This is a genomic window from Arthrobacter sp. E1SS-5, from assembly GCF_057073715.1.
Window position 1 is genome coordinate 1355141 of record NZ_CP172703.1, and the last position, 24262, is coordinate 1379402.

The 24262-nt window shown below is 65.6% G+C and carries 14 protein-coding genes; 8 read left to right on the forward strand and 6 right to left on the reverse strand.

The features are described from left to right. Nucleotides 1–13: 13 nt before the first annotated feature. Nucleotides 14–691 (reverse strand): TetR/AcrR family transcriptional regulator, encoded by a 678-nt coding sequence (locus ACIGJD_RS06315; protein ID WP_483688782.1) that lies wholly within the window; start codon nucleotides 689–691, stop codon nucleotides 14–16. Nucleotides 692–884: 193 nt separating this feature from the next. Between ACIGJD_RS06315 and ACIGJD_RS06320 the strand changes: the two genes are divergently transcribed. Beyond that, nucleotides 885–1448 (forward strand): hypothetical protein, encoded by a 564-nt coding sequence (locus tag ACIGJD_RS06320; RefSeq protein ID WP_483688783.1) that lies wholly within the window; start codon nucleotides 885–887, stop codon nucleotides 1446–1448. Nucleotides 1449–1529: 81 nt separating this feature from the next. Here the strand turns inward: ACIGJD_RS06320 and ACIGJD_RS06325 are convergent, their stop codons facing one another. The 4 genes from ACIGJD_RS06325 to ACIGJD_RS06340 all read right to left on the reverse strand — a co-directional run bounded on the left by ACIGJD_RS06325 (nucleotide 1530) and on the right by ACIGJD_RS06340 (nucleotide 6757). Then, a complete protein-coding gene (locus ACIGJD_RS06325) occupies nucleotides 1530–2975 on the reverse strand; it encodes a dicarboxylate/amino acid:cation symporter (RefSeq protein WP_483688784.1) in 1446 nt (481 codons plus the stop codon). A gap of 166 nt (nucleotides 2976–3141) precedes the next feature. Continuing rightward, nucleotides 3142–4827, reverse strand: a complete 1686-nt coding sequence (locus tag ACIGJD_RS06330) for a DUF885 domain-containing protein (RefSeq protein WP_483688785.1) — start codon at nucleotides 4825–4827, stop codon at nucleotides 3142–3144. A 113-nt stretch (nucleotides 4828–4940) separates the two neighbouring features. After that, a complete protein-coding gene (locus tag ACIGJD_RS06335; protein ID WP_483688786.1) occupies nucleotides 4941–5177 on the reverse strand; it encodes an acyl-CoA carboxylase subunit epsilon in 237 nt (78 codons plus the stop codon). Beyond that, nucleotides 5174–6757, reverse strand: a complete 1584-nt coding sequence (locus tag ACIGJD_RS06340; protein WP_483688787.1) for an acyl-CoA carboxylase subunit beta — start codon at nucleotides 6755–6757, stop codon at nucleotides 5174–5176. The genes ACIGJD_RS06335 and ACIGJD_RS06340 overlap by 4 nt, the downstream gene beginning before the upstream one ends. 215 nt (nucleotides 6758–6972) lie before the next feature. Between ACIGJD_RS06340 and ACIGJD_RS06345 the strand changes: the two genes are divergently transcribed. From ACIGJD_RS06345 to ACIGJD_RS06365, 5 genes are all read left to right on the forward strand, one after another. Next, nucleotides 6973–7860: an SDR family oxidoreductase gene (locus ACIGJD_RS06345; RefSeq protein ID WP_483688788.1), complete on the forward strand. Its 888-nt coding sequence runs from the start codon at nucleotides 6973–6975 to the stop codon at nucleotides 7858–7860. 41 nt (nucleotides 7861–7901) lie between these two features. Further along, the gene (locus ACIGJD_RS06350) at nucleotides 7902–8810 is read left to right on the forward strand and encodes a biotin--[acetyl-CoA-carboxylase] ligase (RefSeq protein WP_483688789.1); all 909 of its coding nucleotides are present in this window, start codon (nucleotides 7902–7904) and stop codon (nucleotides 8808–8810) included. Beyond that, nucleotides 8803–9402: a PH domain-containing protein gene (locus ACIGJD_RS06355; RefSeq protein ID WP_483688790.1), complete on the forward strand. Its 600-nt coding sequence runs from the start codon at nucleotides 8803–8805 to the stop codon at nucleotides 9400–9402. The genes ACIGJD_RS06350 and ACIGJD_RS06355 overlap by 8 nt, the downstream gene beginning before the upstream one ends. Before the next feature lie 154 nt (nucleotides 9403–9556). After that, nucleotides 9557–10636 carry an adenylate/guanylate cyclase domain-containing protein gene (locus ACIGJD_RS06360; RefSeq protein ID WP_483689439.1) on the forward strand — a complete coding sequence of 360 codons (1080 nt, stop codon included), beginning with the start codon at nucleotides 9557–9559 and terminating at the stop codon, nucleotides 10634–10636. Between the two features lie 195 nt (nucleotides 10637–10831). Then, entirely contained in the window at nucleotides 10832–16957 is a 6126-nt protein-coding gene (locus tag ACIGJD_RS06365) for an Ig-like domain-containing protein (RefSeq protein ID WP_483689440.1), read from the forward strand. Between the two features lie 345 nt (nucleotides 16958–17302). Here the strand turns inward: ACIGJD_RS06365 and ACIGJD_RS06370 are convergent, their stop codons facing one another. Continuing rightward, nucleotides 17303–17548: a hypothetical protein gene (locus tag ACIGJD_RS06370; protein ID WP_483689568.1), complete on the reverse strand. Its 246-nt coding sequence runs from the start codon at nucleotides 17546–17548 to the stop codon at nucleotides 17303–17305. A 37-nt stretch (nucleotides 17549–17585) separates the two neighbouring features. Here ACIGJD_RS06370 and ACIGJD_RS06375 point away from each other — a divergent pair, with 37 nt between their 5' ends. Continuing rightward, nucleotides 17586–23219, forward strand: a complete 5634-nt coding sequence (locus tag ACIGJD_RS06375) for an Ig-like domain-containing protein (RefSeq protein ID WP_483689441.1) — start codon at nucleotides 17586–17588, stop codon at nucleotides 23217–23219. A gap of 68 nt (nucleotides 23220–23287) precedes the next feature. Beyond that, nucleotides 23288–24259, forward strand: coding sequence for an AAA family ATPase (locus ACIGJD_RS06380; protein WP_483688791.1), 972 nt, complete (start codon nucleotides 23288–23290; stop codon nucleotides 24257–24259). The last annotated feature ends 3 nt before the right edge of the window (nucleotides 24260–24262 follow it).

Below are 24262 nucleotides of genomic sequence, written 5' to 3' on the forward strand. Positions count from 1 at the left end.
AGAACCGATCTGATCAGGAGGAACGGGTTGCGGATGGAAAAGCCGTGGTGTTGAAGCCTGCGCCCAGCAGGGCCATGGCGTCGATGAGCAGCCGGCGGAGCTCGTCCAGCGATGCGGGCGACAGGTCCGGGCCGCGCCGGCTGAACCAGACCTCCATGGCGGCCTTGCCACAGGAGATGATGGAGCCGGCCAGTGCATGGACATACAGCTCGTCCTGCCCGCCGGGGGTACCGGCCAGGCGTTCACGGGCGACGGTAAACACCTGCGCCCGGCAGTGGTCCCACGCCTCGAGTTCCGTGTGGGACATCAGCGGGCTCTGCTGGGTCAGCGTAAACAGTTCGGCCAATGGTGCTATGGCCTTGGGGTCGGCCAGGGCCACCAGAGCGGCCTGCGCCGACTCCAGAATGGGCTCGTCCGCCGGGCGGAGCCGGAGTTGCTGGATGGCGTTGTCCAGGAAGCCGTGGACGATGGACGCCAGAGCGGAGTCGGTGCTGCTGAAGTAGTTGAAGAAGGTGCGGCGCGAAATGCCCGCGGCGTCGGCGATGTCCTCCACCGTGAAGTTTCCCGGGCCTTTGGAACGAAGGAGTCCCAGCGCGGCGTCCGTGATGGCCTGGCGCGTGGCTGCCTTGTTCAGTTCCCGGCGCGACGGGGTGGACGGCTCAGCGTCGGGAGAAGGAAGGGGGCTTGTCACGCCTCTTACACTACGTGCAACTTTGCACTGTATGCAACTTCCGGGTTCACCCGGTTCCGGCGGCCTCATGGATTCACAGGAGAACGAAAGGTTCCGAACAGCCCCTCCTGAACCTGGCCCGTGAAGCTTGGTGTGTCTCGCCAAGAGGCGTTCCACCAGCAGCCGTTACCCGACGGCGAATCAGGAGACAAAGATGAAACGCACGAAGAAGATGACCCTGGGCCTGTCAGCCGCCGCGCTGGCGCTCGGTGCCGGAATCGGCGTTGCCGGCATGGCCTCAGCCACCACCACGACGCCCACTCCCACGCCCAGCTCGAGTTCCAGCGCTTCGGCTGACGGAAGCACCGCCACTGCCCAGGACGGAATGGGCAGGCATGGCGGCCGCGGAGGCCACGGCATGGAGCAGGCGTCCGCGCTGGCAGCCAAGCTCGGTGTGGACGAGGCCAAAGTAACCGACGCGTTGAAGGCCTTCCGTGAGGCCAACAAGCCCACTACCCCGCCTGCCGAGGGCCAGAAGCCGGATCCTGCTGAGCGTGAGGCTGCGCTCGCCAAGTCCCTGGCCGCATCGCTGGGCATTGATGAAGCGAAGGTTACCGCTGCCCTCCAGGAGATCCGTAGCGAGGAGCAGTCCGAGCACGCTGCGGCGCTTAAGACCCGGTTGGACAAGGCTGTTGCTGACGGAAAGCTGACGCAGGCCGAGGCCGACGCGGTGACCAAGGCCGTGCAGAACGGCGTGATCGGCGGTGGCGGCCGCTGAGTCCAGCGGGCTGAGGAGTCCTTGACGCAGAAGAGCGTCCCGGGAAAACCTCCCGGGACGCTCTTCCATGTCCAATGACCGTTATGCCTTCGCGTCCTGCAGTTCACGGGGCGCGGTGCCGGCGGTGGTGCCGTCGGTAGCGTCAGTCAGGGCGTCGCTGCCTGCTTCTTCCTCAACAAAGGGGGTGCCGTTGCGGGGTGCGTTGTACAGCGACTCGTCCAGGATGCCCTGGCGCTTGGCCACGATGGTGGGGACCAGCGCCTGGCCTGCAACGTTCACGGCGGTGCGGCCCATGTCCAGGATGGGGTCGATGGCGAGCAGGAGTCCGACGCCGGCCAGCGGCAGCCCCAGCGTGGAGAGCGTCAGGGTGAGCATCACCACGGCGCCGGTGGTGCCGGCGGTGGCGGCGGAACCCAGGACCGAGACAAGGGCGATCAGCAGGTACTGGCTGAAGTCCAGGTGGATGCCGAAGAACTGGGCCACGAAGATCGCGGATACGGCCGGGTAGATGGCTGCGCAACCGTCCATTTTGGTGGTGGCGCCCAGCGGCACGGCGAAGGAAGCATAGGCGCGGGGCACGCCCAGGCTGCGCTCAGTGACGCGCTGGGTCAGCGGCAGTGTTCCCACGGAGGAGCGGGACACGAAGGCCAGCTGTACGGCGGGCCACACACCCGAGAAGTACTGCTTGATGGAAAGGCCGTGGCTGCGCACCAGGACGGGGTAGACCACGAACAACACCAGGACCAGGCCGGCGTAGATGGCTACGGTGAACTTGCCCAGCGAGCCGATGGTGTCCCAGCCGTAGACGGCGACGGCGTTGCCGATCAGGCCGATGGTGCCCAGCGGCGCAACGCGGATGATCCACCAGAGGACCTTCTGGATGACGGCGAGGGCCGAGGCGTTGAGCTTGAGGAAGGGCTCTGCGGCCTTGCCCACCTTGAGTGCGGCGACGCCCACGGCGATGGCGATGACCAGGATCTGCAGGACGTTGAAGCTGACGGAGGTGGTGACGGCGCCGGAATCGCCCACAGTGGAGCTGGCACCCAAGCCCAGGAAGTTCTTGGGGAAGAGGCCCACCAGGAAGGCCCACCAGTCACCGGACTTGCCGGTGTACTTGGCGTCCCCGTTGATGCCGGTGTTGGCACCGGGCTGCAGCAGGATGCCCAAACCCATGCCGATCAGCACGGCGATCAGGGACGTGATGGCGAACCACAGCAGGGTGTTCCATGCCAGCCTGGCGGCGTTGGATACCTGGCGCAGGTTGGAGATGGAGCTGACGACGGCGGTGAAGATCAGCGGAACGACGGCGGTCTGCAGCAGGGACACATAGCTTGAGCCGATGGTCTGCAGGGTGGCGCCGAGTGCGTTGGGGTTGGTCTTGGTGCTGCCGGTGTACTTTGCCAGCAGGCCGAGGCCAAGGCCCACAATGAGGGCGGCGATGATCTGGAAGCCGAACGAGCCCGCCCACTTGGGCAGCTGGAATCCGGTCTTCCCTGCGGGAGATGGGGTGCTTGTCTGAGTGCTCACCAGAACAAGCTAGACCCCTGCCTAATATCACGTCGAAAGAATATTGAGAAATATTACGAAGTCTAGATTGGCTCAGGTGGACAAGAATCCAGTAAACACAAGGGATGCAGCGGCAATTGTTAAGTTATTCCCGGCAACGGTGTGCTTAACATCTCGCCCGTCAGCACTAAGACAGCAGCGCCCGGCGCAGGGTATCCAGTCCAACGGAGCCGATGTTGAGGGCCTTGGTGTGGAAATCCTTGAGGTTGAAGCCGGGCCGTGATTCCAGTTCGGCGCGGATCTGTTCCCAGAGGCGCTGTCCTACCTTGTAGGAGGGGGCCTGGCCGGGCCAGCCGAGGTAGCGGGTGAACTCGAAGTTGAGCTGTCCTTCGCTGATGGGGAGGTTCTCCTTGAGGAAGTCATACCCTTTGTCGGCGGTCCAGGTGCCCGATCCCCAGCGTTCGGGCATCTCCAGTTCGAGGTGGACGCCGATGTCGAAGACCACGCGGGCCGCCCGCATGCGCTGCATGTCCAGCATGCCCATGTGGTCGCCGGGGTCGTTCAGGTAGCCCAGTTCCTGCATGAGCTTTTCTGCATAGAGTGCCCAGCCTTCGCCGTGCCCGGAGGTCCAGCAGACGTTCCGGCGCCACTTGTTCAGCAGCTCCCGCCGGTAGGTGGCGGTGGCCACTTGGAGGTGGTGCCCGGGGACGCCTTCGTGGTAGACCGTGGTGGTTTCGGCCCAAGTGGTGAACGTGTCTTCGCCGGCGGGCACGGACCACCACATGCGGCCGGGGCGGCTGAAGTCGTCGGAGGGTCCGGTGTAGTAGATGCCCCCCTCGTCGGTGGGGGCGATCCTGCACTCGAGTTTCTTCATGACGTCCGGGATGTCAAAGTGCACGCCGGCGAGTTCGGCCACGGCCTTGTCGGAGAGGCCCTGCATCCATTCCCGGAGGGCCTCAGTGCCCTTGAGCTGGCGCGCGGGATCGTTGTTGAGGATTTCCTTGGCTTCGGCGATCGTGGCGCCTGCCTTGATGGTGGCTGCCACCTGTTCCTGCTCGGCGATGAGGCGGTCGAGTTCCTGCACGCCCCATGCGTAGGTTTCCTCGAGGTCCACTTCGGCGCCCAGGAAAGACCGGGAAGCCAGGGCGTAGCGGGCCCTGCCCACGGCGTCCTTCTCGGGCGCGGCGGGAAGCAGTTCGGTGCGCAGGAATTCTGCCAGGCCGGTGTAGGCACGCCGGGCGGCGTCAGCGCCGGCGTCGAGCTTGTCCTGCAGCGCGTCGGGCAATGGGCCGGCGGAGGTGGAGGCCCCCGCCGCCAGCTTGGCGAAGAAGCCGTCTTCGGCGGCGTATTTGGTCACCTGTTCGATGACGATCCGGACCTGGCGGGCAGCGGCCACCTTGCCGGCGTCCCTGGCCAGGCGCAGGGATTCGGTGTATCCGCTGATGGCGGCTGGAACGTTGTGGGCGCGCCCGGCGATGTGTTCCCAGTCCTGCTCGGTGTCGGTGGGCATGAGGTCGAAGATGGCCCTGATGTCCTGGGCTGGAGAGGCGATATTGTTCAGTTCCGCGTACTCCCAGCCCGAGGCGTGAATCAGCAACTGCAGGCCCAGCCGCTCCTGCATGGCGTCCAGGGTGACGGCGTCCACATCGTCCTCAGGCTCCAGGCCTTCCAGTGCGGCGAGGGCGTCCCGTGCCGCCTCAGCGAAGCCGGCGATCCCGGCGGGGGAGAAGTCCTGGTATTCCGTCTCATGTCCGGGCAGGCCAAGGGTGGTGGCAAACGTCGGGTTAAGCCTGATGAGGGTGTCTGTGTAGTTGTCCGCGACGGCATCGATCAGGGTGTGCGGGCGGGCTGCGGAAGAGGTGTCTGTAGTCACATCCCGAGCCTAACGGGGCAACGTGGGCAACGTCAGCATGCCCCGCCGGTGTATGGGCCCACTCCGCCGAGGGTCCCTGGCCGAGCGAAGCGAGGTTAGGGAGGGGGTGGGGACTACGCCCCGCCGTGGCTGCGCTTCCAGGCGCCTGGTCCAGGCGTGGGCGCGAGCCGCAGCTGCTGCCGCCGAACCCAATGCCGCACGCTTGGCGCTTTGGCGGGAGTAGGGCTTTCCCCGCCCAGGGAAAGTACGACGGCGGTCAGCGCGGCCAGTTCCTCGGCGTTCGGCTGCCCTTTGACAACAGAGAACAGGGGAGCGGCCGGCAGGTTCTCTTCCGCAGGTGTGGCAATCACAGCGGGATGTTCCCATGCTTCTTGGCGGGGAGGCTGGCCCGTTTGTCGCGCAGCGCCCGCAACGCCTTGATGATTTGGATGCGGGTGTCCGAGGGTGCGATGACCGCGTCCACGTAGCCCAGTTCGGCAGCCTGGTAGGGGTTGAGGAGTTCCTCCTCGTACTGGCGGATCACCTCGGCCCGGCGGGCTTCAACGTCGCCGCCGTCCTGGGCGACGGCCGCGAGGTCGCGGCGGTACAGGATGTTCACTGCGCCCTGCGCACCCATGACGCCGATCTGCGCCGTGGGCCATGCCAGGTTCAGGTCCGCACCGAGCTTCTTGGAGCCCATGACGATGTAGGCGCCGCCGTAGGCCTTCCGGGTGATGACGGTGAGCTTGGGGACGGTGGCCTCGGCATAGGCGTAGAGAAGCTTGGCGCCACGGCGGATGATGCCCTGGAACTCCTGGTCCTTGCCGGGAAGGAAGCCGGGAACGTCCACCAGGGTGATGATGGGGATATTAAAGGCGTCGCAGTGGCGGACAAAGCGGGCGGCCTTTTCGGAGGCGGCGATGTCCAGCGTGCCGGCGAACTGCAGGGGCTGGTTGGCCACGATGCCCACGGTATGGCCTTCGACGCGGCCGTAGCCGATCATCACGTTCGGGGCGTACAGCGCCTGCATTTCCAGGAAGTGCCCGTCGTCCACGATCTGTTCCACCACGGCACGCATGTCGTAGGGCTGGTTGGCCGAATCGGGGACCAGCGCGTCCAGGGCGAGGTCGTCGTCGTCAAGTTCCAACTCCTGCTGGTGGCCCAGCACGGGTGCCTCGGACAGGTTGTTGGAGGGCAGGAAGTCCAGCAGTTCGCGCACGAACTCGATGGCGTCGGTTTCGTCCGAGGCGAGGTAGGTGGACGTTCCGGTGGTGGCGTTGTGCTGCCGGGCGCCGCCCAGGGTTTCCATGTCCACGTCCTCGCCGGTGACGGTCTTGATGACGTCCGGGCCGGTGATGAACATGTGGGAGGTCTTGTCCACCATCACCACATAGTCCGTGAGGGCGGGGGAGTAGGCCGCACCACCGGCGGAGGGGCCCATGATGAGGGAGATCTGCGGTACCACGCCGCTTGCGTGGACGTTGTTGCGGAAGATGTCCGCGAACATGGCCAGCGAGGCAACACCTTCCTGGATGCGGGCGCCGCCGCCATCCAGGATGCCGACGACGGGGCAGCCGTTCCGGAGCGCGAACTCCTGGACCTTGACGATCTTTTCACCGTTGACCTGGCTCAGCGATCCGCCGTAGACCGTGAAGTCCTGGCTGTAAACGGCAACCAGGCGTCCATCCACGGTGCCGTAGCCGGAGACCAGGCCGTCGCCCAGCGGCTTCTTCTTTTCCATGCCGAAGGCGGTGGAGCGGTGGACTGCCAGGGCGTCGAACTCTACAAATGAGTCCTCATCCAGCAGCAGGGCGATGCGCTCGCGGGCGGTGTTCTTGCCCCGCGCGTGCTGCTTTTCGATTGCTTCGGGGCCGGAGGGCTGTTCGGCACGCGCCTGGCGGTCGCGGAAATCGGCAATCTTCCCCGCTGTCGTTGTCAGATCGTGGCTCATCAAGTGTCTCCGGCTCTGTAGCAGGTCAATTCCGTTGGCTGGGGCGTCAGGCTGGGCGGCGCGTTAAGTAGCATCCACACAAAAGACGAACCCTGCTGGCAAGTCTAGTGACGCTTTGGGCGCCCACGGCTGTAGGGAACCTACAATTTTCTGCCATTCCAGCCGCCTCCCAGCAATGTTACTCACCGGTAACTTAGTTGGGCTACAGTGGTGCCATGACCTCAAGCGACGATGCTTTGCATGCTCCCGACAGCCCTTACCGGGCGGCAGGTTCCCTAGGCGGACGGACCATCCTGATCTCCGGCGGCAGCCGCGGAATCGGGCTCGCCATAGCTAAAAGGGCTGCCCGCGACGGCGCCAACATCGTGATCCTGGCCAAGACGGGGGAGCCGCATCCCAAGCTGGAGGGCACCGTCTACACTGCCGCGGAGGAACTGGTGGCGGCGGGCGGCCAGGCGCTGCCGCTGGTAGGGGACGTGCGCAGGGACGAAGATGTGGCCCGCGCGGTGGATGCCGCGATGGAGCGGTTTGGCGGCATTGACGTCGTCATCAACAACGCGTCCGCCATCGACCTTTCCACCACGGACAAGGTGGACATGAAAAAGTACGACCTCATGCAGGACATCAACGTACGCGGCACCTTCCTGCTGTCAAAGTCCGCCCTGCCGGCGCTCCGGGCCTCGGAACAGGGGCACATCCTCACACTCTCGCCGCCGCTGAACCTGCACCCCTCCTGGGCGGGAAAGCATCTTGCCTACACGATGGCCAAATACGGGATGAGCCTGACCACCCTGGGCCTCGCCGAGGAACTGAAGGCGGACGGGATCCAGGTCAACTCTTTGTGGCCATGCACCCTGATCGACACGGCGGCCATCCGCAACATGCCCCATGGCGAGACCATGGTTATGGCCGCGCGGGGCCCCCAGATCATGGCGGACGCCGCCCATGCCGTCCTGACCGGAGCCAACCTCGGTGCCGGTGCGCCGCCGTCGGGCAACTTCTACACGGACGAGCAGGTCCTGGCCGCCGCCGGCGTGACGGACTTCCGCCCCTACAGCCTTGGGGCACCCGAGGACCGGTTGGTTCCGGACATCTTCCTGTAACGGCGCCACCGGCGCGGTAGTCCGCTCGGTAGGATTTAGGTATGGACGACGCACACGCACCGGTCACCCCCTTGATTCGAGGGGACCTGGCAGACCAGCGTTTCCTGTCCGCCACCGGGATATCCCGGATCGACGTGGTGGATTCCACCGGCTCCACCAACGCTGACCTCCTGCGCGGTGCCACGGTGGATCCCGGAGCCTGGCCGGACCTTTCCGTCCTGACCGCCGAATACCAGACTGCCGCCAGGGGCCGGCTGGACCGGCACTGGGAGGCTCCGCCGCTTAGCTCGGTGTCCGTCTCGGTAGTCCTGCGCCCCGTCAATGCGGACGGACGGCCGTTGCCCACCCAGAGCTACTCCTGGCTCTCCTTGATCGCAGCCCTGGCGCTGCGGGAGACCCTCCTGGAAGCCGCCGGCGTCCCCGCCGAGCTCAAATGGCCCAATGACGTTTTAGTGCGCGGCAGGAAGATCGCCGGCATCCTGGCGCAGCTTGGACCGATGGCGGACGGCAACGTGCCTCCCGTCATCCTGGGCACTGGCCTGAACGTCACCCTGCGCGAAAGTGAACTTCCCGTTCCCACCGCCACCTCGGTGGCCCTCGAAGGTGGCCGCACCACCGACCGCACCGCCCTGCTGAAGAGCTATCTGTCCCACTTTGCGGTCCTGTACCGCAGTTTCTGCAATGCCGACGGCGACCCCACCGCAGGCCTGGCGGGTGGGCCGTCGCTGCACAAGAGGGTGGAGGCCGTCATGGTCACGCTGGGCAAGCAGGTGCGGGCCCAGCTTCCCGGCGACCACGAGATCATTGGCCATGCCTCGCGGCTTGACGATTACGGCTCGCTGCTGGTGGTGGACCGCGAAGGGCGTGAGCATGTGGTGACTGCCGGGGACGTGGTGCACCTGCGGCCATGGACAGCGCCGGATGCGGCGGACCAAGGCGGTTATGCGTAAAACCCTCGTTCCCGGGGAGCAGGTCATCGTCACAACCCGCCCGCAGCCCAGGAGGCTGGCCGGGGCTGCCGTGGCCTTCGTGCTGGCCCCGGCTCTGGCCGCCTATGCCAGCGCCTGGATTATCCGCGGCGGTGCCGCGCGCCTGGCACCCGTGCTCGGCCGCCAGTGGACGCCGTGGCTGGTCAGCGCCTGTGTCCTCGCGGCTGCGGCGGTGTGGCTGGGCTACTGCCTGCCCCGGCTGCTGCGCTGGCAGGGCACCCGTTACACCCTGACCAGCCAGCGGATGGTGGCCCGGTACGGCCTTCTGAACCGGCGGGACCAGCAGGTGAACCTCGCCGCGGTCCGTAACCTGACCGTCCACGAATCCGTCCTGCAGCGACTGGTGCGCTCCGGGAATATATCCTTGGAAACCGGGTACCAGGGCGTGGTGACCTTTCGCGACGTGCCTGAGGTTGCGAGGTTCCGCGACTTTATCCTCGATGCCATCGGGGAATTGCCGGATGAAAGCGGAGCCCAGCCGGGCGGCGTGACGTATGACCCCGCCGGTGCATTTCCGGAGGATATGAGAGAAGGTGGACGGGATGACCGATGAGGACCAGCAGGAACGCGTCGACAGCATCGCACCCGGCACCGCCGCCTTTGATTCTGCCGCTTTTGAATCCGCCGCTCTTGAGCCTGCCGCTTCTGGTTTCGGCGCCGACTCCGCCGCCGACCCGTCGGGGTCCGGGCCCGCGTCCGACCCGGTGATGCCCGCCGTCGACCGCCACCCGCCCACCGGCGCCATGTCCGCCGAACGCCTGGCCATGAAAGCCCTCGAGGCGCGCCTGCTGGGCGGGGAACGCAAGCTGCGCCGTCGTGAAGTTGCCGCCGGCGCAGGCCTCTCCCTGCTCTCCGCCCGAAAACTCTGGCGCGCCCTGGGGTTCCCGAACTTCGGCGATGAGGACGTTGCCTTCACCGAGCGCGACCAGGCGGCCCTGTCCACCGTGGTTGACCTGGTCCGCGCCGGCAAGCTCACGGAGGAAGCGGCAATATCGGTCACCCGGTCGATCGGGCAGATGACCGACCGGATGGTGGTCTGGCAGATCGAGGCCCTGGTGGAGGACATGGTCCACGAACAGGGGGTCACGGATGCCGTGGCCCGCAAGCGGCTGGTCAACGAGCTCCCGGCGCTGGTGGACGCCCTCGAGGAAGTCCTGGTGTACTCCTGGCGGCGCCAGCTCAATGCCGGTGTCCAGCGGCTCGCCGTCCGTGCCGAAGCCGGCCTGCAGGCGAGCGAAGAAGGCCGGGAAGGCGACGAGGACGACGCGCCGCTGCCCCTGGCCCGTGCCGTGGGTTTCGCGGACCTGGTGTCCTACACCAGCCTGTCCCGGCGGATGAACGAAAAGACGCTGGCCCGGCTGGTCCAGCGTTTCGAAAACAAGTGCGCCGAGATCATCTCGGTGGGCGGTGGCAGGCTGGTCAAGACGGTGGGCGATGAAGTCCTCTACATCGCCGAAACCCCGGCCGCCGGCGCCGAAATCTCCCTGGCGCTGGCCGAAGCCTTCACCGAGGACGAGATTCTTCCGGAGGCCCGGGTGGCCATGGTGTGGGGCAGGATCCTGTCCCGCCTTGGAGACATCTACGGCCCCACAGTCAACCTTGCAGCACGCCTGACCACCCTCGCCGATCCCGGCACGGTCCTGGTGGACTCCATGACCGCCTCCGCTTTGGAGCACGACGAGCGGTTTGTCCTGATCCCGCAGGCCCCCGAAAACGTCCGCGGGTTCGGCGAGATCAACCCGGTACGCCTCACCCGCGGCCGCGGCAAGGGCCTGGTGCTGGACTAGCCCCTGGTGTATCCCGGCCCGTCGTCCTGCTGACGGCGTCCTTGTAACTGTTTATCCACTTGTTGGGGAATTAGCGGTACTGTTGTGCTGCCCGGCTTCCATGGAAGCCGGTATCCGGCCGTGAGCCAGAAATCTGGGGAGATTCAACAAATGAAACGTCGCGGACAAACGCGCGTCCAAAGCACTGCTGCCGCCATGCCGAAGCGCCGGTTTTCGCGCCCGCGGTGGTTCCCGGGTACTGCGTTTGGTGCTGTGGTGGCTGTGGTGGTGACGGGTGCTGTGTTGTATCCGGGGTTTAAGACCACTGAGGTGGAGTTGAATGACGGTGGCGTGTGGGTGGTGTCGAAGTCGAAGAATGCTGTGGGGCGGTTGAATTATCCGTCGCGGGTGTTGGATGGGGCGGTGACTCCGGCGTCGACGACGTTTGATGTGTTGCAGCATGCCGGTGAGGTGTTTGTTGATGATGAGACTGGTTCGACGTTGAACCAGGTGTCGCCGGCGAATATGCGGCTGGGTGGGGATAAGCAGTTGCCGGGGGCGGCTGATGTGAGTTTTGGTGCGCGGACGATTTCGGTGACGGATGCTGCGTCGGGGAAGGTGTGGGCGGTGTCGCCGTCCACGGTGAATGGTTTTGACAAGGAAGCGTCGGAGCCGGTGATGGTGGGCTCTGCGGGGATTGTGTCGGCGGTTGGTTCTGATGACCGGATTTATTCTGCGGATCCGAAGACGGGCGCGGTGACGGTGACGGGGGTGGATGCTGATGGTGCGGTGACGTCGTCGGATTCGAGCACGTGGGATGGGCTTAAGGGTGCCGGGGATCTGCAGATGACGGTGGTGGGGGATCAGCCGGTGGTGTTGGATGCTGCGGCGGGGAACCTGTTTTTGCCCGGTGGTAAGCGGATGCAGTTGGAGAATGCGCGGGATGCGAAGCTTCAGCAGGCCGGGCCGGGTAGTGATTTTGTGGCGGTGGCGACGCGGAAGGCGTTGTTGAAGCAGCCGTTGGATGGCGGGACTGCGAAGACTGTGTCGTTTGATGGTGAGGGTGTTCCTGCTGCGCCGGTGCAGTTGGGTGGGTGTGTGCATGCGGCGTGGTCGGGTGCGAACAAGTATGTGCGGGATTGCACCAATGATGGTGATGATAAGAATGTTGCGGTGCCCAAGGCGAGTGCGTCGCCGTCGTATGTTTTCCGGGTGAACCGGGACCTGGTGGTCCTGAATGATGTGAACTCCGGGAATGTGTGGTTGGTGAACCAGAACATGCAGCTGGTCAACAACTGGGACGACGTCATTCCGCCCAAGGAAACCTCCGACGACGCCGACAAGGACTCCGCCGACGAAGTCCAGCAGACCGTCCTGCCGGACCGCACCAAACCCAACAATGCCCCGGTGGCCAAGCCGGACCAGTTCGGCATCCGCGCCGGAAAGACAACCATCCTGCCGGTGCTGGACAACGACTCCGACCCCGACGGCGACGTCCTTACCGTCCGCACCCCGGAAGGGGTCAAGACCGGTGCAGTGTCACCCATCTACGGCTCCACCGGCCTGCAGATCGCGGTACCCGCCGACAAAACAGGCAGCGAAACCTTCAAGTACACGGTGGACGACGGCCGCGGCCTCTCCGCGTCGGCGGACATCACCTTGAACGTCGTCCCGCCCGGCACCAACACCGCGCCGCGCCAGAAGCCCAACCGGAACACCACGCTGGTGGTCCAATCCGGCAAGGCCGTCACGCAAAACATCCTCACCGACTGGATGGACCCCGACGGCGACGACCTGTTCGCCGTCTCTGTCTCCAGCAGTGACCCCCTGGACCAGGCGCGGATCCGGCCCGACGGTCAGCTGACCTTCCAGGACTCCGGCTCCGGCCCCGGCCGCAAGGTCCTGACCGTATCGGTCTCCGACGGACAGTCCACCGCAGAGGGTAAGGTCACCGTGGATGTCCGGAGCCCCGGCGCCCTGCCTCCCATCGCCAACGCAGACCACGTAGTGGCAGTTGCAGGCACCGACACAGTAATCACGCCGCTGAAGAATGATTCCGACCCCCAGGGCGGGACTTTGCGGCTGGCACAGGCCAGCCCCGATGCTGAATCCACCGCCACCCTCAACCCGGACCAGCAGACCTTCACCTTCAACTCCCGTACCGTCGGGGCGCATTACGTCACCTACCTGGCGACCAACGGCCCCGCCAGCGCGCAGCAGCTGGTACGCGTGGACGTGGTGCCGGGCACCGATGAGGGAGCGCCCGTTGCCGTCCGCGATACCGCGCTGCTGCCCACCGGCGGCGACGTCCTGGTGGACGTCCTTGGCAACGACTCCGACCCGTCGGGCGGTGTCCTGGTGGTGCAGTCGGTGACCGCCGACGCCGGATTGCCGGTGAGCGTCGCGGTGCTTGACCACTCCGTGGTGAGGATTACGGACATCCGCGCCGAAGGCCAATTGACCGTGCGGTACACCGTCTCCAACGGCCGCTCCTCCGCCACCGGCGAGATTGCCGTACTGATGGTTCCTGCCCCGGCCAAGCTCCAGGCGCCCCAGGCAAAGCCGGACGAGGCCACGGTCCGGGTCAACGACGTCGTCACCATCCCTGTCCTGGCCAATGACTCCGACCCCAACGGCTCCAAGCTCACCCTGCTGCCCGATCTTGCCCAGCAGCCTGACGCCGCGGACGGGCGCATGTTCGTGGCGGGCGACCAGCTCCGATTCATCGCCGGACCCGAGGCAAAAACTGTCTACGCCATTTATAAGGTGCAGAACGCCTCCGGGCAGGTGGATTCCCAGCAGGTCACTATCCGCATCCGCGCCCGCGACGACGACCGGAACACCCGGCCCGAGCCGCGGAACCTCACAGCCCGCGTGGTGGCAGGTATGACGGTCAAGGTACCCGTGCCCCTCGACGGCATCGACGCCGACGGCGACTCCGTCCAGCTCATCGGCATTGACAAGGCACCCGGCATGGGAACAGCGGTGGTACGGGACGGCTACCTGGAATTCACCGCCGCGGGTGATGCCGCGGGCACCGACAGCTTCACCTACCGCGTCCGTGACCGGATCGGTGCCGAGAACACCGGCACCGTCATCGTCGGCATTGCCCCGCCGGAAGCCAACAACCAAAAACCCATCGCCGTGGACGACGCCGTCGATGTCCGGCCCGGCCGCAAAGTGGCCGTGGAGGCCCTGGCCAACGATTCTGACCCCGACGGCGACCCCCTCAGCCTGGTTTCCGACGGTTTCGAGGCCGCACCCGACCTGCAGGTCGAGGCAACGGATGGTGCCAAGGTGCTCTTCACCGCACCCGCGGCCGCCGGCAACGAAAGCATCAGCTACCGGATCCAGGACGACAAGAAGGCCTCCGCCAGCGCCGTAATCCGGATCCGCACCAGCCCGGATGCGGAGCTCAAACGGCCCGTGGCCAAGGATGACCGGGTCACGGTGGCCGAAACCCTTGGCAAGACCGCAGTGGACGTACCCGTCCTGAAGAACGACTCCGATGCCGACGGCGTGGCGGCAGACCTCAACATCAGCCTGCCCGACGGCAACCCCAACGCCCGCGTGGGCGGCTCCGGCAACGTGGTGGTGACGCTGACCCCGGAGGACCAGCTGATTCCCTACACGGTGACCGACGTCGACGGCCTCACCTCCACGGCCCTCATGTGGATCCCCGGCCAGGGCGTGCAGTACCCCACCCTGGCCAAAACGGAGCCGGTCGAAGTCATGTCCGGCAAGGACATCACCCTGGACCTTGCCGAGTACGTCCGGGTCCGCAACGGCCGTACTGCCAGGGTCACCGTGGCTGATTCCGTGCGCGTCCAGGGCGGATCGCCGGAGGGCGTCATCCAGTCCGACGGCAAGGCCCTCCGCTACACCGCGAAACCCGATTATGTGGGCCCCGGCTCCATCACCTTCGAGGTGACGGACGGCTCCGGACCGGACGATGGCGACGGCCTGAAAGCCACGCTGGTGATCATGACCAAGGTGATCCCGGACCCCAACGCCAACCACCCGCCCACCTTCAGCGGCACCTCCGTGGACGTTCCGAAAGCCGAAACGGCAACCGTCGACCTGGCAGGGCTGGCCAAGGACGTGGACGAACGGGATAAGGACAACCTCCGCTTCGAACTGGACGGCACGCTTCCCGCCGGGTTCAGCGCAAAGGTCGACGGCGCCACGCTCGCCATCACTGCCGACGGTTCCCTTGGCATCGGCGTCACCGGAAACATCCAGGTGAAGGTCACCGACGGCAGGTCGCCCGCCGTAGGGGCCACCATCACGGCCCGCCACGTTGCCTCCAACAGGCCCCTGCCGGTGGCCAACGATGACGTGGTGGATAAAGTCAACGCCGGGAAGACGGAACAGGTCAACGTCCTGGCCAACGACTTCAATCCGTTCCCGGACACACCCCTGAGGATTATTGGCGCCACGGTGGAGACCGGAGCCGCGGCCGGGCAGCCGGCAGTGGCAGGCGACAGCATCACCGTTACCCCGGCTGACGGGTACAAGGGCGTCATGGTGGTCCGCTACACCGTGGGGGACAAGACGGGGGACCTGTCACGCCAGGTCGACGGGCGCCTGCGGCTCACCGTCCGCGGCAAACCCGACGCGCCTTCGGCGCCCAGCGCCACCGACGTCCGCAGCCGCACCGCGGTGCTCAAGTGGGCACCGCCGTCGGACAACGGCGCCCCCATCACCGGGTACACCGTCCGTTCGAACAACGGCTTCGAGCAGAAGTGCCCCACCACCACCTGCACGTTGAGCGGGCTCACCAACAATGTGAAGTACGTCTTCACGGTGCTGGCCACCAACGAGGTGGGGGACTCCCAGGCTTCCCCGCAGTCCAACGAAATCCGGCCTGACGAAAAGCCGTCCCCGCCGGAAGCGCCTACGGTCAAAGCCGGTGACAAGACCATGGCCGTCAACTGGCCCGCTGCCAAGACGGAGGGCTCGCCGGTGAAACACTACAACCTGGAGATTTCGCCGCCGCCGGCCAGCGGGGTTGCGGTCAAGAACGAGGTTGCCGGGCTGAACTACACCTGGACCGGCCTCACCAACGGCGTGAAGTACAAGGTGCGCGCGCAGGCTGTCAACGAGCTTGGCCCGTCCGACTGGGGGACCTACTCTGCGGAAGACAACCCGGCCGGCGTGCCCGCGGCACCGGCCGCACCGTCATCCGCCGTCGCATCATCCGTGGGCACCCAGAACCAGTTGCGGGTCACATGGGCCGAACCGAACACCAACGGCGACCCGATCAGCACCTACTACGTCACCATGAGCGGCGGAAACGCTGCGGACCAGACACAGGCCGTCCCGGGCAACGTCCGTACGGCCAACTTCACCGCCAACAACTCCGAGGCTGCCTATACGTTCACCGTGCAGGCGGAGAACAAGGCCGGAAAGGGAGCGGTCAGTCCGCCCTCGGCGCCCCGCCGTGCCACCGGCAAGCTGTCTCCGGTCTCCGGAGTTACAGCCACGCCGGCGAACACCGGCGGAGCCGGGCGCGCGGTGACGGTGGACTTCCGCAGGCTGACGGCGGCTGAACGCAACGGCTCAGCCGAGAACGAAGTCAGCTACACGTACAACGCCAGCAACGGCGCCCGCGGGCCCATCACACCCGGGCAGATCATCAGCGGCTTCAGCAACGGCACGGCCGTCAGCATCACCGTCGTCGCGAACTCCACGGTGGCGCCCAGTTCGGATGCCAGTGCGCCCGCGACGACGACGCCCTACGGATCTCCCGGCACCCCTTCCGCCTCCGGGCAGAACGGGGCCGTCAACCAGAAGTCGGCCACCCTCAACTGGTCCTCACCGTCCACCAGCACCAATGACGTGGCGCAGACCAAGATCAGGATCAACAACGGCGGGTGGGAGAACGTTGCCCCCTCCGGCAGCAGGACGGTCAACACGGCAAACTTTGGTGACACCGTCACCATCGCCGTCCAGACCTTCAACTCCATGGGCACCGGCAGTGCAGTGGTCACGGCCAGCGCCAACGCGGGCAAGCAGGGGCTCTGGGAAACCAGGATCAAGACTTCCGACCCCAACTTCGTCCGGAGCTGTACCTTCACCCTGGGCGGGTCCAACTACCGGCCAAGTCCCTACTTCGACTGTGACGGCGTCAACGCCGACAGCCCGCCGTGGTTCTACAAGGCGGACCAGGACCGCATCATGGTGGCGTGCTACATCGACCAGAGCGATAACTGGTCCGGCAACGGCATCGTCCGCTGGTGGCGCGTGGAATCGGGCTCGGCCCGCAACGTCGGCCGGTACGTCATCGCCGGCCACACCACGCTTGCGGACCCTGCATCGCTGGGAGCACCGCATTGCTGACACCTGCAGTTCCGGAATCCTGCGGGCAGTTGTCCCCATCGCGGGGCTTGCAGGGGTTCGGTAGGCTTGCCGCGGAAAAAGGAAGCCTGCTGCCTGTCCTGCGAACGGGCCGCCATCTGGCTACACAATCTGAGGGAAAAGTAACGCTGTGACAACTCTGCTGGGGAAGCTTGGGCTGAAAAAGCGACATAGGAAACTCGTCACCGGTACTGCGTTTGGTGCTGTGGTGGCTGTGGTGGTGACGGGTGCTGTGTTGTATCCGGGGTTTAAGACCACTGAGGTGGAGTTGAATGACGGTGGCGTGTGGGTGGTGTCGAAGTCGAAGAATGCTGTGGGGCGGTTGAATTATCCGTCGCGGGTGTTGGATGGGGCGGTGACTCCGGCGTCGACGACGTTTGATGTGTTGCAGCATGCCGGTGAGGTGTTTGTTGATGATGAGACTGGTTCGACGTTGAACCAGGTGTCGCCGGCGAATATGCGGCTGGGTGGGGATAAGCAGTTGCCGGGGGCGGCTGATGTGAGTTTTGGTGCGCGGACGATTTCGGTGACGGATGCTGCGTCGGGGAAGGTGTGGGCGGTGTCGCCGTCCACGGTGAATGGTTTTGACAAGGAAGCGTCGGAGCCGGTGATGGTGGGCTCTGCGGGGATTGTGTCGGCGGTTGGTTCTGATGACCGGATTTATTCTGCGGATCCGAAGACGGGCGCGGTGACGGTGACGGGGGTGGATGCTGATGGTGCGGTGACGTCGTCGGATTCGAGCACGTGGGATGGGCTTAAGGGTGCCGGGGATCTGCAGATGACGGTGGTGGGGGATCAGCCGGTGGTGTTGGATGCTGCGGCGGGGAACCTGTTTTTGCCCGGTGGTAAGCGGATGCAGTTGGAGAATGCGCGGGATGCGAAGCTTCAGCAGGCCGGGCCGGGTAGTGATTTTGTGGCGGTGGCGACGCGGAAGGCGTTGTTGAAGCAGCCGTTGGATGGCGGTACGGCGAAGACTGTGTCGTTTGATGGTGAGGGTGTTCCTGCTGCGCCGGTGCAGTTGGGTGGGTGTGTGCATGCGGCGTGGTCGGGTGCGAACAAGTATGTGCGGGATTGCACTAATGATGGTGATGATAAGAATGTTGCGGTGCCCAAGGCGAGTGCGTCGCCGTCGTATGTTTTCCGGGTGAACCGGGACCTGGTGGTCCTGAATGATGTGAACTCCGGGAATGTGTGGTTGGTGAACCAGAACATGCAGCTGGTCAACAACTGGGACGACGTCGTTCCGCCCAAAAACCAGTCCGAGGACCAGGACCAGGAGTCCGCGGACAACAATACGATCAATGTCCTCCCGGACCGGACCAAGCCCAACCGGCCGCCGGAAACCAAGCCTGATGCCGTGGGCGTTCGTCCCGGCCGCACCACTATCCTGAGTGTTCTGGACAATGACTCCGACCCCGACGGTGACGTGCTGACCGCTGCCGTGGCGCCGGAGGCCGCACCGAAGTCCGGCACCCTTGAGAGCATCTACGGCGGGACAGCGTTCCAAATCTCCGTTCCCGCAGATGCAAGACCGGGCACGGAGACCTTCAACTACAGCGCCTCCGACGGCCGCGGCCTGTCCGCCACCGGCCAGGTCACCTTGACCGTAGTGGGACCGGACGAGAATAAGCCGCCTAAGTTCAAGCGCGGCGAGGACACCACCATGCTGGTGGAACAAGGCAAGACCGTCAGCCAGAACATCCTCACCGACTGGATCGACCCCGACGGCGACGACCTGGTCCTGCTTGACGCGAAGGCCGACAACGACCAGGACCAGGTCAAGGTCCGGCGCGACGGGCTCCTCACTTTCCAGGACTCCGGCGCCACGGCCGGCAAGAAGAATGTCCAGGTGACCATCTGGGACGGCCGCGCCACGGTTACCGGCAAGGTGGTGGTCAATGTGCAGCCGCCGGGCGCCCTGGCACCCGTGGTTAACGCCGACCACGTCACCGCAGTGGTGGGCCAGGACCTGGTGATCTCCCCGCTGAAGAACGACGTCGACCCCAACGGAGGTGCCCTCCGGCTGGCCCAGGTGGAAGCCAACGGCCCGGCGGAGCTTGGCCCCGTGACCGACGGCGGCACGTTTACCTTCCGCAGCAGCACCCCCGGACCGGTCTACCTGACCTACATTGCCAGCAACGGGCCGCAAAGCAGCCAGGGACTTATCCGCGTGGACGTGGAGTCCGGGAACGACGGCGGCGATCCGGTGGCGGTGCATGACGTTGCCCTGATGCCCACCGGCGGAAGCGTGCTGCTGGACCCGCTGGCGAACGACTCCGACCCTTCAGGGGGAGTCTTGGTGCTGCAGTCCGTCAAGCTTCCGGACAACGCCACCGTATCCGTCAGTGTGATCAACCACAGTGTCCTCCGGATCACCGACATTCTGGGGACCAAGGACCCCATCCTGTTCGAATACACCATGTCGAACGGCAAGAAGTCCGCCACCGGCAGTGTCTCCGTGGTGCCCGTCCCTGCGCCGGCCGTGGTGGAAGCGCCGCAGCCCAAGCCGGACGAAGTGAATGTGCGCGTCAATGACGTAGTCACTATCCCCGTCCTGGACAACGACACCCACCCGCAGGGGCAGGAACTGAGCGTGGATCCCGTCCTGCCGCAGGCGGTTGATCCCGCCGACGGCAAGAGCTTCGTTTCCGAGAACACCCTGCGTTTCATCGCGGGCAGCCAACCCAAGACAGTCAGGGCCATCTACAACGCGGTGGATCCGCAGGGCCAGAAGAGCGCCGCGGCCGTGACCATCCACATCCTCCCGCTCGAAGGCGCGGAGAACTCCCGGCCGCAGCCGCGGAACCTCACTGCGCGCGTGGTGGCGGCCGGCACCGTCCGGATTCCCGTTCCCCTGGACGGCATCGACCCCGACGGCGACTCCGTGCAGCTGACCGGCATCGACAGCACCCCTGCCATGGGTACCGCCACCGTGGGCAGCAATTTCATCGATTTCACGGCCGCAGGCGACGGTGCGGGAACTGACACGTTCCGCTACAAAGTGGTGGACCGGCAAGGCGCCGCGAATACAGGCACCGTGACGGTGGGCATTGCACCGCGGGGCGAGATCAACCAGAAGCCCACCCCGGTGGATGATGAAGTCCGGGTCCGCCCCGGCCGGCAGATCGCGGTTGACGCCATTGCCAACGACACCGATCCCGACGGCGACCGCATCCGCATCCTGACCGACGGCATCGAGGCAGATCCAGCCCTGCAGGCCACCGTGAGCAAGAACAGCGGACGCATCATCCTCCTGGCCCCCAAGGAGGCCGGCACCGTCAACGTCCGGTACACGGTTGCCGATGACCGCGATGCCACCGCCCAGGCCACCATCCGCCTGGTGGTTGACAATGACGTGCCCCTGAAGGCCCCGATCGCCCGCGACGACAGGGTCACCTCCGCCCAGGCCATGGGCAAGACCGCCGTGGATGTGCCAGTCCTCAAGAACGACGAGGACCCGGACGGTGTAGGCGAAAACCTGAAGATCAGCACCGAGGCCGCCACTGCCCGCCCGGGCGGCAACGGCAACGTGCTGGTGGACCTCACCGAACAGCCCCAGCTCATCCCCTACACCGTGGAAGACGTGGACGGCCAGCAGTCCACCGCCATCATCTGGGTGCCCGGCCTGGGCCAACAGGTGCCCACTTTGGCCAAGGACGAGGTCCTGGAAGTGGTGGCCGGGCAGTCGGTCGACGTCGACCTGAAGGAATGGGTCAAGGTGCGCGACGGCCGCTCGCCCCGCATCACCCAGGCGGACCGGATCAAGCTCATCGGAGCTGAGGGCGGGGACCCCATCATCCGTGACGGTGCCGGGCTCAAATATTCCGCAGGTGCCGACTATGTAGGCCCTGGATCGCTCACCTTCGAGGTGACCGACGGCACGGGGCCTGACGATCCTGCCGGCCTGAAGTCCACCCTCAGCATCCGGACCAAGGTGCTGCCGGACCCCAACAAGAACAATCCGCCGGAGCTGTTGGGCGCCAACGTGGATGTTCCCAAGGGTGACTCGGCCAGCACCGACCTGGGCAAGCTGACTTCCGACCCCGACCAGGACGACGTCGAGAAGATGAAGTACCAGCTGGTGGGGGACTCCCCGGGAGGCTTCGACGTACGGGTCGAGGGCCAGACGTTGAAGGTCTCGGCGGCGGCTTCGATGGCCACTGGTACGAGGGCTGCCGTCCAGGTCAAGGCGACGGACCCGCGCGGGCTTGAGGCCACTGCCACCTACCAGCTTGCCGTGACGGCTTCCAACCGGCCCAAGCCCGTGGCCAACGACGACGTCGAGCCGAACGCTGCGGCAGGAAAGCCCGTCACCATCAACGTCCTGGCAAACGACGCCAACCCGTTTCCGGAAACCCCGCTGAAAATCATTGCCGCGAACACCGAGACCGGCAGCGGCAGCGTGGGCGTCAACGGTGATTCGATCACCGTTACCCCGGCGCCGGGCTTCACCGGAACCTTGGTGGTTGCGTACACGGTGGAGGACAAGACACAGGACAGCTCCCGGCACGCCACGGCCCGGGTCCGGCTCACTGTCAAGGACAAGCCCACGGCTCCCACCACGCCGCAGGCCCAGAGCGTAGGGGACCAAACCGCCCTGCTCAACTGGTCCGCGCCCGCCGACCGCGGTTCAGCCATCACCAAGTACACCGTGTACGGGGAGGCAGGCTTCCGGCAGGACTGCCCTGCCAACACCTGCACGCTGAACGGCCTGACGAACAACACGACGTACCACTTCCAGGTGACGGCCACCAACGAGTTCGGTGAGTCCGAGCGCTCCCCGGCCTCGGCCGATGTCCGACCGGACGTGAAGCCGGATACGCCTCTTGCGCCGTCGCTGAAGTTCGGTGACAAGCAGTTGACGGTCGCCTGGACCGCTCCGGCCAGCAAGGGCTCACCCGTGAAGTCCTACGACCTGGAAATCTCGCCGGCTCCTGCAGGCCAGAACGCCCAGATCCAAGGGCTGACGTCGGTCAACTACGTGTGGAAGGGCCTCCAGAACGGCGTGTCCTACAAGGTGCGGGTCCTGGCCCGGAACGACGCCAAGGATCCGTCTGAGTGGAGCCCGTATTCTGCGGCCGAGGTTCCCGCCGGCGTGCCCGCAACACCGGCAGCGCCGAGCGTGGCGCAGGCGACGCCCGTGGGTTCGCAGAGCCAGCTGAGGGTGGTGTGGTCGGCGCCGAATAACAATGGTGACGCCGTCTCCGGCTACACCCTGACCACGCTCCGGGGCGGAGCCGCCGTTGCAAACCAGCAGGTGGCCGGCACGTCGCAGAACGTCACGGTGGATAACTCGGAGTCCAGCTACACCTTCACCGTTTCGGCCACCAACAAGGCGGGCACCAGCGGCACCAGCGCGCCGTCGACTGCAACGCGTGCGGTGGGCAAACCCGGAACGGTGGCAGCGCCCTCGGCCTCCCTGGTGGACACCAACGGCAACGGCGGCAAGATCGATGTTCGGTTTACGCCACTGACGGACGCCCAGCGGAACGGCTCGGCGACCAGCGAAATCACCTATCGTTACAGCCTGACGTCCGGAGGGGGGTCAGGCTCCATCCCCGCCGGTGGCGGCGTGGTGGCGGCAGCCAACGGCACGCAAACATCGGTGGTGGTGTGGGCGGTTTCATCCCGCAGCACTTCCGCCGGTGACGCCAGTGCGCCATCGAATGCCGTCAACCCGTATGGCCTGGCCTTTGCCCCGAATGTCACCGGCAGCAAGAGCAGCGGAGTGGGTGACCAGACGGTCTCCTGGACCTGGAACCAGCCGGACGGCAACGGGCGCGCTGTTACCGGATACCAGATCAGCCTGGACAACGGCGCATGGCAGGACACCACACAGCGCAGCTTCTCCAAGAGCGTTGGCTTCAGCCAGACGCACAAGCTGGAGGTACGCGCCGTCAGCGCCGGACAGCCGGGACGCATCGGCAGTGACACGTCCAGCAGCGGTGCCGCCCCGCCGCCTCCGGGACCCAAGCTGTGGAACGTCACGGTCCGGGTCAACAGCTGCCTTGAGGAAGCCAAGGGCAGCGGAGACCACTGGTCAAGCGGAACCTGCACGTCCTACATGATGCCGCAGGGCTCCAACCTTGGACTCGAGTGCTACCGCGACGGATGGGGCTCAAGCCGCTGGTACTACATCTACGAACGGAACGGCAGCCGGTGGACCAACCAGTACCGGTTCATCAGGGCTGACACCATCACCGGCTCAACTGCCGGAATGGGTTCCTGCCCGGCCAGCTACTGAGACCGCAACAACCCGGTCTTTCACAACAACACGACAAACCAGCCACAACCAGAGGAAGAACAACCTTCATGACCATGACCATCGAGCAGGCCGAGTGGTTTGCCGACACATTCGAAAAGCTGGTTGCCAACGTTGGGCAGGCGGTGCTGGGCAAGGAACACGTCATCCGCCTGACCTTCACCGCGATGCTGGCCGAGGGCCACGTCCTGTTCGAGGATGCGCCGGGCACCGGCAAGACCTCCCTGGCCCGCGCCCTTGCCGCCACCGTGCAGGGTTCCAACAACCGCATCCAGTTCACCCCCGACCTGCTGCCGTCGGATGTTACCGGTGTGACCATCTACGACCAGAAGACGCAGAAGTTCGAGTTCCACAAGGGCCCGATCTTCAACAACATCGTCCTGGCCGATGAAATCAACCGTGCCTCGCCCAAGACCCAGTCAGCCCTCCTCGAAGTCATGGAGGAATCCCGGGTTACCGTGGATGGCGTCACCTACTCCGCAGGCCGCCCGTTCATGGTCATGGCCACCCAGAACCCCATTGAGCAGGCCGGTACGTACCGCCTGCCTGAGGCACAGCTGGACCGCTTCCTGATCAAGACCTCCATCGGCTACCCGGACCACGCGTCCACCGTCCGGCTCCTGGGCGGCAGCAACCTTAAGGACCGGTCCAAGGAACTGTCCGCCGTCATCACCACCCAGGCGGTGGCCGACATGGCGGACCTTGCGGCAACAGCGCACATCGACACCGCGGTGCTGGAATACATCTCCCGGCTGTGCGAAGAAACCCGCAACGCCCCTGAAACCAGGCTCGGGGTCTCCGTGCGCGGCGCCCTGGCCATGGTGCGGGCAGCCAAGGTGTGGGCAGCCTCGCAGGGCCGGAACTTCGTCCTGCCGGATGACATCAAGGAACTGGCCTCCGTGGTGTGGACCCATCGGTTCGTGATGGATCCCGAGGCCGAGTTCTCCGGCGCCACCGCCGAGGCTGTGCTGACCCGAATCCTGGCCGACGTGGCAGCCCCGCAGCAGCGCACCAACGCCTGACCG

What these genes read in the sequence shown, in the direction of transcription:
- ACIGJD_RS06320 (WP_483688783.1), top strand. Translation starts at nt 885, where the DNA reads ATGAAACGCACGAAGAAGATGACCCTGGGCCTGTCAGCCGCCGCGCTG.
- ACIGJD_RS06340 (WP_483688787.1), bottom strand. Translation starts at nt 6,757, where the DNA reads ATGAGCCACGATCTGACAACGACAGCGGGGAAGATTGCCGATTTCCGC.
- ACIGJD_RS06345 (WP_483688788.1), top strand. Translation starts at nt 6,973, where the DNA reads ATGACCTCAAGCGACGATGCTTTGCATGCTCCCGACAGCCCTTACCGG.
- ACIGJD_RS06350 (WP_483688789.1), top strand. Translation starts at nt 7,902, where the DNA reads ATGGACGACGCACACGCACCGGTCACCCCCTTGATTCGAGGGGACCTG.
- ACIGJD_RS06355 (WP_483688790.1), top strand. Translation starts at nt 8,803, where the DNA reads ATGCGTAAAACCCTCGTTCCCGGGGAGCAGGTCATCGTCACAACCCGC.
- ACIGJD_RS06360 (WP_483689439.1), top strand. Translation starts at nt 9,557, where the DNA reads ATGCCCGCCGTCGACCGCCACCCGCCCACCGGCGCCATGTCCGCCGAA.
- ACIGJD_RS06365 (WP_483689440.1), top strand. Translation starts at nt 10,832, where the DNA reads ATGCCGAAGCGCCGGTTTTCGCGCCCGCGGTGGTTCCCGGGTACTGCG.
- ACIGJD_RS06375 (WP_483689441.1), top strand. Translation starts at nt 17,586, where the DNA reads ATGGTGGGCTCTGCGGGGATTGTGTCGGCGGTTGGTTCTGATGACCGG.
- ACIGJD_RS06380 (WP_483688791.1), top strand. Translation starts at nt 23,288, where the DNA reads ATGACCATGACCATCGAGCAGGCCGAGTGGTTTGCCGACACATTCGAA.